Annotated in this window: 13 protein-coding genes; all 13 read right to left on the minus strand. The window is 27.6% G+C overall.

From position 1 onward, the window contains the following. Position 1 precedes the first annotated feature (1 nt). Entirely contained in the window at positions 2-601 is a 600-nt protein-coding gene (locus ATCC9714_RS13095; RefSeq protein ID WP_021129162.1) for a hypothetical protein, read from the minus strand. Between the two features lie 66 nt (positions 602-667). Then, the gene (locus tag ATCC9714_RS13100; RefSeq protein WP_021122862.1) at positions 668-1,198 is read right to left on the minus strand and encodes an NUDIX hydrolase; all 531 of its coding nucleotides are present in this window, start codon (positions 1,196-1,198) and stop codon (positions 668-670) included. Next, positions 1,170-2,267, minus strand: a complete 1,098-nt coding sequence (locus ATCC9714_RS13105; protein WP_057538659.1) for a DUF3866 family protein — start codon at positions 2,265-2,267, stop codon at positions 1,170-1,172. The genes ATCC9714_RS13100 and ATCC9714_RS13105 overlap by 29 nt, the downstream gene beginning before the upstream one ends. A gap of 4 nt (positions 2,268-2,271) precedes the next feature. Continuing rightward, on the minus strand, positions 2,272-3,096 hold the full coding sequence (locus ATCC9714_RS13110; RefSeq protein WP_118028327.1) for a glycosyl transferase: 825 nt from the start codon (positions 3,094-3,096) through the stop codon (positions 2,272-2,274). A gap of 5 nt (positions 3,097-3,101) precedes the next feature. Beyond that, a complete protein-coding gene (locus ATCC9714_RS13115) occupies positions 3,102-3,794 on the minus strand; it encodes a glycosyltransferase family 2 protein (protein ID WP_057545458.1) in 693 nt (230 codons plus the stop codon). A 19-nt stretch (positions 3,795-3,813) separates the two neighbouring features. Then, the gene (locus ATCC9714_RS13120; protein ID WP_021129166.1) at positions 3,814-4,683 is read right to left on the minus strand and encodes a copper transporter; all 870 of its coding nucleotides are present in this window, start codon (positions 4,681-4,683) and stop codon (positions 3,814-3,816) included. 19 nt (positions 4,684-4,702) lie between these two features. Beyond that, entirely contained in the window at positions 4,703-5,824 is a 1,122-nt protein-coding gene (gene steA, locus ATCC9714_RS13125) for a putative cytokinetic ring protein SteA (protein WP_021129167.1), read from the minus strand. 84 nt (positions 5,825-5,908) lie between these two features. Beyond that, positions 5,909-7,105, minus strand: coding sequence for a CCA tRNA nucleotidyltransferase (locus ATCC9714_RS13130; RefSeq protein WP_057545457.1), 1,197 nt, complete (start codon positions 7,103-7,105; stop codon positions 5,909-5,911). An 85-nt stretch (positions 7,106-7,190) separates the two neighbouring features. Next, a complete protein-coding gene (gene spo0A / locus ATCC9714_RS13135) occupies positions 7,191-8,018 on the minus strand; it encodes a sporulation transcription factor Spo0A (RefSeq protein WP_038293803.1) in 828 nt (275 codons plus the stop codon). A 101-nt stretch (positions 8,019-8,119) separates the two neighbouring features. After that, complete coding sequence (locus tag ATCC9714_RS13140; protein WP_077065723.1) at positions 8,120-9,091, minus strand: SpoIVB peptidase S55 domain-containing protein; 972 nt, start codon at positions 9,089-9,091, stop codon at positions 8,120-8,122. A 95-nt stretch (positions 9,092-9,186) separates the two neighbouring features. Beyond that, complete coding sequence (gene recN / locus ATCC9714_RS13145) at positions 9,187-10,854, minus strand: DNA repair protein RecN (RefSeq protein WP_021129171.1); 1,668 nt, start codon at positions 10,852-10,854, stop codon at positions 9,187-9,189. Between the two features lie 36 nt (positions 10,855-10,890). Further along, a complete protein-coding gene (locus tag ATCC9714_RS13150) occupies positions 10,891-11,700 on the minus strand; it encodes a TlyA family RNA methyltransferase (protein ID WP_021129172.1) in 810 nt (269 codons plus the stop codon). Between the two features lie 13 nt (positions 11,701-11,713). Then, positions 11,714-13,576 carry a 1-deoxy-D-xylulose-5-phosphate synthase gene (gene dxs / locus ATCC9714_RS13155; RefSeq protein WP_057545456.1) on the minus strand — a complete coding sequence of 621 codons (1,863 nt, stop codon included), beginning with the start codon at positions 13,574-13,576 and terminating at the stop codon, positions 11,714-11,716. Positions 13,577-13,605: the final 29 nt, after the last annotated feature.

A 13,605-nucleotide genomic window follows, 5' to 3' on the forward strand; every position in this document is an offset into this window, starting at 1 on the left:
TCTAAAATATTTTTAGTATTGTAATTGATATAGTATTTAAAATAGTTTGAGCTAATATAGTTACAGAAACTATAATTGATGAATTTATTAAATACCTTTTTATAATATATTGGAAATTTGCTTTGTTTTTTCTTTTACTCTCTTGTATAAATTGTCCTAAATATTTAATCGATATAAGTGATAATATTAACATCCCCGGAAGTACAATTAAAATTTTAACTAAAGTTATTAATAAAATTTTAATTGAACCAAACTTCATAGCCAATATAAAACTATTTATAGTATATCCAATTGATATTCCTTTTACTGCAAAAAGAATTAATCCTATCGGAAAAAATATTACACTAATTGTTGCTAAACTAATTCCACCTAAGAAAAACAAGTCCATTTTTAAATTTGAAAAAATTGTATCTTTTAAATTGATATTAGAATTATAAAAATTTGCAGTAGTGGTGATATTGTCACTTACTAACTCCATATAATCTGGAAAAATTTTATTTAGTAAAGATCCTATAGTCACGCATACTATAAAAAGACTTGCTATAAAGATTATTTCCTTATTAATTTTTTCTAAAATATTTCTTTTGCTTATTCTTCTCAAAAATTACAACCCCCTCTTTTGTTCTTACATAATTTCTATGCAACATAAGAGGAGGTTATTCTTAGTTTATAAAAGTTCTTTTGCAAGCAAAAGACCTATAGATGTTTTAGCATCTTCTATATCATTTTTATTAATCATTTCATATGCTTCATTTAGTTCAACTTCATGAACATCGAGAAATTCACCATCTTCTAAGTTCGCTTCTCCTTCTTCTAATTCAGTTGCTAAATAAACATATACCTTTTGATTTGAAAACCCAGCAGATGTGTAGAATTTATGAATCAACCTTATATTATTAGCAGTATATCCAGTTTCTTCCTTTAACTCTCTAAGTGCACAATCTTTTGGATTTTCTCCTTGTTCTAATTTGCCTGCTGGTATTTCCCATATAGCTTTTTCTATAGCTTTTCTATATTGCTTAACTAAAACAACTTTCTTATCATTTGTTACAGCTACTATACCAACAGCACCTGGATGTTCAATTATTTCTCTTTTTTGATACCCTTTTTTTGGTACTTCTACAGTATCTACTTTTAAACTTATAACTTTTCCAGTATATATCCTATCACTACTTACTGTTTGTTCTTCTATTATCATAACAAACCTCCATTAAGTAATATGCCGCATTACTAGCAGCATCGAAAAATTCGCTATCTTGCTCATAATTTCTTCCCATACTTCTAACCTTAAGTCCATAATAACTTAAATCTTCAAAAGTATTTGCCGGCTTTATATATACTATATTATGCTTTTGATTTAAATTATTTTCATTAATTTGTCTATTTACATAACTTAATTTATCTTCGTCTTCTATTCCTATAGGGATATTTACCCCTACATTAACAATTTCATCTAATACAGTTAAACTATGATGGCTTATTCCTACATGTCTATCCCTTTTATCTGCAAAACTTATTCTTGGTATAGCTATAGGATACCCTCCTAACTTTTTAACTGCATCTAATATTGGACCTTGTTCTACCCCTGTAAAACCATATTTAGTTCCAGTTCCTGCAATTCCAGGCCCCATGCTTACAAACACTGCATCTGCATTTAATACCTCTTTAGCAGTTATAAGTGCAGAATAAATATTTATACATTCGTAGTCTCCTCCAAATGCATTTCCTATAGTTATAGTCTCATCTATTATGTTTTTAGCTTTTAAACTTTCTACATTTTTACTTAAATATATAGGAAGAGCAGCTCCATCAGTCATTATATAAACAAGTTTTTTATCTGGATTGTATCTTTTAAAAGATGCTGCAAATGGTGTAAGCATACTATGTAGTGTTCCTACAACTACAGGAAGATTTTCTAAGCTCTTAAAATTATTGATTTTATCATGTAGTTCACTATCTTGTTCTTCTACAGAATCAACCTTTACCTGTATAGGAGTATATCTTAATTTCATTATATGTCCACCTGGGGTCATCTCAGACTCAGGCTTAGTTAAGTTCATTATAACAAAATGATATCCACCTGTGCCTAGGCTTAGTTCTACTGCAGTAGTATTTAGTAAAACTTCATCTCCTACACTTATACTTCCCGTCATTTTAGGGTAATTATATGCTTTAGCTTTTTCTCCATTTATAATTACAATTATCTCTTCTAAGTTTTCTGATTTACTTTTTATAGATTCTACTAAACCAATTTTTTTACTTATCATAAGATTACCTTCCTAATCTGTCAATAAAGTTTAGAACCTTATTATTTTCTATTATTTTTGTTAAAGAATATTTTTCAGTTAGTATATGTATAAATACCAAAAATGCTAACCAACCTAATCTTATAGGTTGAGTATATCCTATAGCTACTAAAATACCTATTGAAATACCTAACACATTAGATCCTGTATCTCCCATCATAGCTTTTGCCTTTAAATCGTCTCTAAAGTATATTAATACACTTGGTAATAAAATAAATAGTAATCCTTTAGGATACCCTGATAATGTTAAAAGTAAAATAATTGCTATAAGTAAATATACTTTTATAGCCCTTCCTGGTCTTAAATCTAATAAATTCATTAAGTTTGTAGATAATGCTATTATTAAAGTATTTATTACTATGTCTACAATATCTTTAGATATAGCTACTGATATTGTTAACCCTACAAATCCTCCAAATAAAGCTTTAAATCCACCTGTAGTTAGTGTTCCTTTAAGTAAGCTTTTAAAGTGTCCTTTTAAGCCGCTTACATCCCTATTTCCGATAATGTCATCTAGTATACCAACTAGACACATAGACATTAATCCAAATATGTATAAAAACACATATACTAAATCATTAAAATTCTTGGTGAAATATATTAATATTATGGCATTTATAACTATTGTTGGCAAAAATACCAGTCCCATACTTACAGGAATCATATCTTTTTTGTAATTTGGTCTTATGACATTGCTGTCTATTAACATATTTCTAAAAAATGGCATAACAACGTATGTAACTAACATACCAACCAGTAGCATTATTATATATATTATCTTTGAATTCAATAACACTACCTCCATTCTTTTCTTTTCTTATTAGCAATTTTTTTAATATGATAAAATTGCTTGCCTCTGTGTATAAAACCTTTTAAATCTCTTCCAGTTTCATTGTGGGTCATATTTACTAATACTTCTTTTATTGTAAATCCATGTTTAAGAATATCTATTGTCATACCAACTTCTACTCCATACCCATAAGGTATTTCATCAAACTTCTCTAACACTTCTCTTTTGAATATTCTCTGACCTGATATTGTTGCATCTAGTTCTACACCTGTCATTTCAAAAACAGAGTCTTTTGCTAATCTTTTTACAAATCCCATTCCACCTTTTTTCTTTGCTGGAGGGAATTTAGCTATTGTCACATCTACTTCATTATTTAGTACAGGTTTTATAAGTTTTATAATTTCACTTGAAGAACTTCCCAAGTCTCCATCTAAAAAACCTATAACATTAGCATTTTCCATAGCTATTTTTAAACCATAGTTCAATGCATATCCTTTACCTCTATTTCTATCTAATCTAAAAAATTTAATTTTATCATTTGTTATAGATTTTGCAATTTGTTCAGTATTATCACTTGACCCATCATCTACAACTATTATTTCATTAATTTCGCTAATACCTACTATACCTAGAAGTGTATCTTTTATTCTAGCTTCTTCATTATATGCAGGTATTATTATACTAACATAAGGATTCATAGTTACATCTCCTTTATTTTTACTTAAATGGTATCACAGAGTCAACTTTTTCTCCAGCACCAAAGTTACCTTTATCTACAGAATCTCTAAGAGAATAAACTAGTGCTATTTTCCCTAATCCTTGTTCTGAATTATTTATAGTTGGTACTTTATCTTTTTTATATTTTTCAATATCTGAGAATTTAACATCGCTTTTTTGAGTCATTACTATGTATTTATCTTGACCTTTGAACTTATTAATTAAGTTTTTATCAATACTTTCATATTTATTCGAAGAGTCATTAGTATTTCCAGAAGCTAAAACGACTTGAGTGTAATCTATATAGTTTTCTGATATAGAATTGATTTTTATCATATCTAATTTTTCAAGTGCTTGTAATTTAGAAATAGCATTTTCTTCTTTTAAACAGTCTACCATATAACTTATTACGTCTTTACTAGTTTTTAAGCTTGAATTAGTTATACTTGAAAGTTCTTTTATTTTATCTTTATTATTTATATTATCTTTTATTACAATATTAAATGCTATTGAACCATTAGCATCTGTTATAGTATTAGATACATCTTGTATATAATCATAGTTTTCTGTAGTAGTAATTATTCCTATATTTTTATCTTGCAACTCATCTTTTATTAATTTTACATAATTGTCATTTACATATTCCACTAATTTATTATATTCTTCATTTTTTGTATCTAATTTCTTTTCTAAATCGTTATTAGTATTTTTAATCTCTTCAAACTTATTATCTAAATCATTAATTATCGAAGCTTGTTGCTTACTAAGTTCTTGGTCATAATTTAAATTAAAACCAACTAACATACCTATTCCTAATGCAATAAATATAGCTCCAATGGTTACTATATAGTACTTCATATTTATATGCATGGTAATCCTCCTTAAATTGTTACATCTGTAATAATAATCTAATTTTTAATTGCATAAGATGCATAAATTGTTGAACACTTGGTGAAAACGAAGCAAGTATGAAAACAGGGAATAATGCAGTAGCTATTAATGCCCATATATACTTTAATTTTAATTTGCTTCTATAAAGTAAGTTTACACCTTTTGCATCTATAAGTTTTGATCCTATTTTTAATCTGACTAAGAATGTACTTGCCATTCCTGGTCTACCTTTTTCAAGAAAGTCTATCATATTTGAGTGGGTACCTACAGCTACTATTAATTCAGCCTTATATTCGTAAGCTGTAAGCATGGCTATATCTTCGCTTGTACCTGGTGCTGGAAAAACTATGGCATCTAACCCTAAATCCTGTACCCTCTTTAATCCTGGAGCTCTTCCATCTGTATACGCATGTACAACTATTTCTTTAGCCTTCTTTAAAGCTTCATCACTTACACTATCCATATCTCCAACAATTACATCAGGTGTATATCCAAACTCTAAAAGAGCATCAGCTCCACCATCTACTCCTACCAATATAGGTTTCATTTCTTCTATATATGATATTATAGTGCTTAAATCTTGTTTGTAGTCTTGCCCTCTTACGACAATTAGTACATGTCTATTTTTATAATCAGTGTTTACTTTTGGTATTTCTACTTCACCAAGAATAAAACCTTTTTCTTTTTTAGCATAATCTATTGTATTATCTATAAATCTGTCTAACTCTACAGATAAGTTTTCATATGCTAATTTAATCTTGTTATCTACAGCATTTTTATCTAATATTTCTCCTTGTCCTAGAAGCTTTCCATCTCTGTAAATTTTACCATCTACAACTTCTATAACTTGGCCTTCTTCTAAATCGTTAAATAATCCTTCTCCTATATTATCTACAATAAGTATATTTTTATCTACAAGTATCCCCGGGCCTTTATTCGGATATCTTCCACTTATAGACTGAGATGCATTTATAACGAGTTTTATCTTTCCCTCTACTAATGAATTTGCAGCAACTTCATCTATATCTTTATGATTTATGACCGCTATTTCTCCGCCAGTAAGTCGCTTTGCAAGCCTTTTAGTTTTTCTGTCTACCTTAATAGGGGCTTCGACTCTCATACTTAAAACCTCCATCTTTCGTTTTTGAAATCACATTACATTATAGCATTATTTTAAAACAATTTAAATAATTAAAATTGTCATCTAAATTGGCGTATCATTTAACATTTCAATTAGCTTTAATTTGTCATTAAGTTCAGAATCTTCAATAACTAGCTCTAATAAAGCATTTAGCTTAATTCCAATATCTTTACCCTTATATCCTAAAGCCTTTAAATCATTACCATTTACAGATAATGATTTAAGTTCATAGCATTCATTATTTTTTTCTACTTCTTCTATTATTTCATATATTTTAGTATTATCGTTCCCATTTAAAATTTCATTGATTTTTAATATATACATAAAATTAATTTTACCGAATTTATTTAAATATTTTTTCACATCTTTTTTAGACTTTTTTAAATCTATATCTATATTTTCTATAATTTTTTCACATTGAATTCTAATATTATTTGAATATTTTAGAAGTTTTAAAAATTGCTTACCTTTATATGTGTCTCCCATTAAATATGCAAATATACTTAATCTTAAGATTAAGTCCTTATGAGAAACTTTAATCTTATTAAGTTTATTTTCTTCTATTTTGATATCATCAAGATCTAATACATCAAATATTCCTGCATCATATAGTATATATATCTTCTCTGGATTATCACTTAACAATATTTTGTTAATTTCTTCTTGAATCCTTTCATAGCTTACACTAGAAATTAAATTTATATTTTTATAAATAGCCTCCATAGTATTTTTCTCTATTTCAAATGCTAGTTTTGCACTAAACCTTACAGCTCTTATAATTCTAAGCCCATCTTCTTTAAATCTCTTCTCAGGACTTCCTACTGTCTTTATTAATTTCTTGTTTATATCTCGTATTCCTTCAAATTCATCCACTAATCCTACTTTAGAATTATATGCCATTGCATTTATAGTAAAGTCTCTTCTCTCTAGGTCTTTTTTTATATTACTTGTAAACTCTACCTTATCAGGTCTTCTATTATCTTTATATTCTCCATCAATCCTATATGTAGTAATTTCATATTCAGACTTATTTTTTATAATTGTAACAGTTCCATGTTTAATTCCAGTTTCTATCACTTTATAGTTTTTAAATATATCTATGATTTCATTTGGATTTGCATTAGTTGTAATATCATAATCATTTGGAACTAATCCTATTACAGAATCTCTAACACATCCTCCAACTATAAATGCTTCATATCCATTATTGTAAATTTCTTCTATTAATTCTTCTACATCTTTTGGTATTTTAATTTTCATTTTTTCACCTCTATAATTAAGTATTTATAGTTTACTCATTTGCAAAAAAATAAAGCCTTCATTTTATGAAGGCTTTATTTTGTATCTATTTTACCATACTATGTTCTAATCTTAATTTATCTGCTATCATTGCAATAAATTCTGAGTTTGTTGGTTTTCCTTTAGTATTATGAACTGTGTACCCAAACAATTGATTTATAGTATCTACTTTACCTCTACTCCAAGCTACTTCTATAGCATGTCTTATTGCTCTTTCAACTCTACTTGGAGTTGTGTTAAATTTCTTAGCTATACTTGGATATAACTCTTTTGTAACAGCTCCTAATAACTCTACATTATCAATAACCATTTTTATCGCTTCTCTTAAATATAAATAGCCTTTAATATGTGCTGGAACCCCTATTTCATGTATTATGTTAGTTATTTCTGTTTCTATATTACCCACATTTTTAACGAAATCAGTCTTAGTCATTTTTATATCCATACTACCCCTAGATTTTGACTCAACAACTGTATTTTTATTTGAAACTAAACCTCTTATTCTATTTATAAATATAACAAAATCAAAAGGTTTAACGATATAATAATCAGCACCTAAGTTTATTGCACTTTGAGTTATTTTATCTTGACCTACAGCAGATAAAACTATTATTTTTGGCATTTTTGCTAGATTCATAGAGTTTAACTTTTCTATTACCCCTAACCCATCAAGATGTGGCATAATAACATCTAAAACTAATACATCTGGTTGTGTTCTAGACACTAAATCTAATGCTTCTATTCCATCCTTAGCAATTCCTAATATTTCTATATCGTCCTCATTCGATAGATATTCTCTTAACACTTGACAAAAATCCCTGTTATCATCAGCTAAAACTATTTTTATTTTTTCGTTCATTAAATTTCCCCCCATAGAATTTATAAATTTATTTAAATATTATTTTTTTCTCTAATTAACTTATTCGACATTTAGTAAATATATTCCTTCTGTTTATTTTGTTTTTATACATATATTTATATTATCATCTTATCTATAAAAATTCCATATCCTATTTTAGAGTTATCTAGAAAAACATGAGTTAGTGCACCGATTATTTTATTATTTTGTATTATAGGCGCTCCACTCATACCTTGCACTATTCCTCCAGTATAATTAATTAACCTTTCATCAGTAACTTCAATAACCATATCTTTTCCATCATTTTTATTGGTATAATTTACTTTTTTAATATTCACATCGTATTTTTCTACTTCTCCACTTTCATTTTGAAACAAAATATTAGCCTTACCAGTTTGTATTTCTTTTTTATTGCCTACTTCTATCATATTATATTTTCTGCTATTATCATATGTCGTTAATTTTCCATTTATACCAAATTTGTTATTTTTATCGAAATATCCAATATGTTTCTCGTCACTAAAATCTGCTTTGATATGTCCTACGTATCCATCTTTCCCCTTCAAAATTTTAGTATCTTTAGCATTATATATTTTTCCACTTTTTACTTTTATTAGTTCATTAATATCTTTGTCTTTTATTGCATGTCCTAATGCCCCAAAATTACTACTTTTAGGATCATAAAATGTCATAGTTCCAATTCCAGAAATTTTATCTCTTATCCATATACCTAATTTGTATTCTCCATTTATTTTATTTACTTTTAGCTTTTTATTAAAATATCCTCCATCTCTGTTTATAACAGCATCTACATAATTTTTTTTACATTTATTTAAAATTTTTTTTACATCTTGATTACTATTTACATTTATACCTTCTATACTTACTATGCTATCTCCAGATCTTATTCCACCTATGTATTCTTCACTATCTAATATCAAAACACCTTCAGTATTAGCACTTATCCCAATAATATTACCCATAGGGACCAAATATTTCTTCTCTTTTTCACTACTATTAATATTATTTGAAATCCCTAGTATAAATAGAATTATAGATGCTACTAAAATAATATATCTTTTTTTCATTTATTTTTTACAGCCCTTTCTAAATAAACTTATGTACATATAATTCCAATTTATCTAAATTTTATCCATTTCTATTGTAAAAAATAAGAAGGCACCTAATTAGGTACCTTCTTTGCCAATTCTATTATTTCACTTGCATGTTCCATAGTTTTTTCAGTTATATTGCTTCCTGCTATTAATCTAGCTATTTCATCTTTTCTTTCTTCATCATTTAACTTACTAATTACTGTAAATGTTCTATCTGTAGATGTTTTTTTCTCTATACAATAGTGAGTATCTGCATTAGCTGCTATTTGAGGTAAATGAGTTATACAAAGAATTTGTTTTTTCTTTGCTATAACAGATAACTTCTCGCCTACAATTTGTGCAGCTATTCCACTTATTCCAGTATCTATCTCATCAAAAACTAAAGTATCTATTTCATCTATATCTGCTAATATCGTTTTAAAAGCAAGCATAAATCTAGACATTTCTCCGCCTGATGCAACTTTGTAAATTGGCTTTATATCCTCACCTAAGTTAAATGATATCATAAATTCAATGTCGTCTTGTCCTTTTGAATTAAATGATATCTCATCAAATGAAACCTCAAATACAACATTTTTCATATTTAAGCTTTTAAGTTCATATAATAATTTTTCTTGAAGATCTTTTGCTATAAGCTTTCTATCTTCAGTTAATTTATCCGCCTTAACTTTTAGCATAACTTCTATGCTTTTCAATTTAGATTTTAATTCTTCAACTTTTTCATCTCTATTTAAAATCTCATCTAATCTATTTGCAACTTTCTCTTTATACTCTAAAATTTCTTCTATTGTATCGCCATATTTTCTTCTTAGAGTATTAATTTCATCAACTCTTTGTTCTATTTGTTCCAACTCATATGGAGAAAAATCTATACTTTCTTTATATCCTCTTATATCCCTAGATATATCTTGCAATTCATACATTATTCTTTCTATAGTTTCATTGTACTCACTCAGTTTGTCATCATATTGAGATATTGATCCTAAATCTCCTAAAGATTTAGAAATAAGGTCAACAGAGTTTATGCTTCCATCATATAAATTTATATATGCATTATTTAGGTTTTTGTATATTTTTTCTCCATTTCTATATACTTCTCTTTGTTTTAATAAGTCTTCATATTCATTAGAATTTAAATTTGCAGATTCTATTTCATTTATTTGAAACTGAATTAAATCTATTTCTCTTTGAATTTGCATATCATCTTTATTTTCAGTTAATATATTTAATGCTTTTTTTACTTCATTGTATTCATGATAAATATTTTCATAATCGATTTTAGAATTATATAGTTTTTCCTCTCCAAATAAATCTAAAAAATCTATATGTGTATCTTTATTAAATAAAACTTGATTTTGGTGTTGTCCATGTATATCTATTAAATAAGTTGATATTTCTTTTAAAAAAGATACCTTTACATTTCTTCCATTTATTCTAGATATACTCTTTCCATCATCAAAAATTTCTCTGCTTATTATTATTTGACTATCTTCATCTATATCTATGCCATTTTCTAATAACTTCACCTTTAATTTTGAATTATTTACATCAAATAAGGCTTCTACTAAACCTTTATTTGTTCCTTTTCTCAGAAAAGATCTGTCATATTTACCGCCTAAACATAACCCAAGCGCTCCTATAATAATCGACTTACCTGACCCAGTTTCTCCAGTTAATATGTTTAAGTTTTTATCTAAATTTAACCTTAATTCATCTATTAAGGCACAGTTTTTCATATATAATTCAAGGATCAATTTAAATCCCCCTCTTTACTACATTAAATTATGAGAATTATCTACAACTCTATTTATCACTTGTTTAAACTCTTCTTTATTAAACTCATATCCATCATTTGAATTTTTTAAGTGAATTAAATATTCAATATTTCCTTCTGGTCCTTTAATAGGAGAATAGTCAAGTCCAAGTATTTCAAATCCTGCCTCTACAGCAAAATCAGATATTTTTTCTATAACCTCTATATGTGTAGACTTTTCTCTAACTACACCTTTTTTACCTACTTTTTCTCTTCCCGCTTCAAATTGAGGTTTTATTAAAGCTACTATCTGTCCACTAGATTCTAAAAGTTCTTTAGCTTTTGGTAAAACTAATTTAAGTGATATAAAAGATACATCAATAGATGCAAATTGTCCAAATTCTTTAGTATCTTCTATAGTTACATGTCTTATATTAGTTCTTTCCATACATACAACTCTTTCATCTTGTCTAAGTTTCCATGCTAATTGTCCATATCCAACATCAATTGAAAAGACTTTAATCGCACCATTTTGAAGCATGCAATCTGTAAATCCTCCAGTTGAGGCTCCTATATCTAAACATATCTTGTTCTCTAAAGATATATCAAAATTTTTCATAGCTTTTTCTAGCTTTAATCCGCCTCTACTAACGTATGGTATTGGATTTCCTTTTACCTCTATTTTACTATCTTCTTTAACCTCAAAACCAGCCTTGTCACATCTTTGGTTATCTACGAAAACCAATCCAGCCATTATTGCTTTTTTTGCTCTTTCTCTACTGTCAAAAAATCCTTGCTCTACAAGTAATATGTCTATTCTTTTTTTCATAAATACTACCTTTCTATTTTAATAAACCCTCAATTTCGCTTGCTATACATCTTGGTGAGATTCCACAACTTTCATATAAAGAGTTTACATCTCCATGAGGAACAAATTCATCTTTTATCCCTATATTTATAATTTCATTCTCAAGCTTATTGTCTATTATAAATTTGTTTATTCTACTTCCAAATCCGCCAGTAATTACATTATCTTCTACAGTAACTATATACTTATGATTTTTAGCTAATTCTGTTATCATATTTTCATCTATCGGCTTTAAAAATCTAGCATTTACAAGTGTAGGATTTATACCAACATTATTCAATATATCTATTGCTTCTATTGATTGTTTAACCATATTTCCAATAGCTAATATTAATACATCTTTTCCTTGATTAATAATTTCATATTTACCAAGCTTTATAGGTTCATAACTACCTTTATCTATATAGTAACTATTTCCTCTAGGATATCTAATAGCCATAGGCCCATCTATTTCAAGTGATAAGTCCATCATTAATTCAAGTTCTTTAGTATCTTTAGGTGCCATCACAACTATATTCGGCACATTGTTTAAATAACTTAAGTCAAATATTCCATGATGAGTTTCTCCATCATTTCCTACAAGACCAGCTCTATCAATTAATAGTTTTACATTTTTATTAGTTATAGCCATATCATGAATTATCTGATCATACCCTCTTTGTAAAAAAGATGAGTATACAGCAAAGTATGGTTTCATACCTGCCTTAGCAAGGCCACAACTAAATGTTACGGCATGTTGCTCAGCTATCCCAACATCATAGTATCTTTTAGGGAATTTTTTCCCAAAATCAATCAATCCCGTACCTGAAGGCATAGCAGCTGTTATTGCAACTATTTTTTCATCTTTACTTGCTAATTGAATCAATTTATCTCCTACAGCTTTAGATATACTTTTTGTTGATGATGGATTTAAACCTGTTTTTATATCAAACTTAGATACTCCATGATATTTATGAGGTTGCTCCTCTGCAAATTTATATCCTTTACCTTTTTTTGTTATTACATGTATTAATGTTGGTCCATTTTTTCTTTTAGCTTTCTTTAAAGCCCTTGTTATTTCATCTATATCATGCCCATCTATAGGCCCTAGGTAATCTATGCCTAATGAATCAAAAAAAGCACAGTCTTGTAAAGCAAATTTACTTTTTATACTATCTTTTACTTTACTAGCTGTTTTTGATATCATATTTCCTGCTGGAGTAACATTTAGTATTTTCTCAACTTCATCTTTCATTTTATTCATAGTCGAAGTTTTAATTATAGAAGATAAATGTTTAGACATTCCTCCTACATTCTCATCTATAGACATTTCATTGTCATTTAAAATAACAATCATATTAGGTTTTATCTCTCCTAAATGATTTAAAGCCTCTAGGGCCATACCTCCTGTTATAGATCCATCTCCAATTATAGATATAACAGAATAATCTTCTCCATTTATATCTCTAGCACAAGCAAGCCCTGCTCCAACAGATATAGATGTACTACTATGGCCAGTATCAAATATATCATGCTCACTTTCACATTCTTTTGGAAATCCACTTAATCCATTGAATTTTCTTAGCGTATCAAATTTATCTTTTCTTCCTGTTAATATTTTATGAACATAAGATTGATGTCCTACATCCCATATAAATTTATCTTTTGGACTGTTAAACACTTTATGTAAAGCTAAAGTAAGTTCTACAACTCCTAAATTAGATGCTAAGTGCCCACCAGTATCTGATACTGATCTTACTAAAAATTTTCTTATGTCCTTAGCTAGTAAATCTAATTCTTTTGTGTCCATATTTTTTATATCATCAGGAGAATTCACATTATCTAAATAATTATACATATTTTCTCACCTTTTTATCTAAGTAGTTT

This window comes from Paraclostridium sordellii (assembly GCF_000953675.1).
Taxonomy (GTDB): Bacteria; Bacillota; Clostridia; order Peptostreptococcales; family Peptostreptococcaceae; genus Paraclostridium; species Paraclostridium sordellii.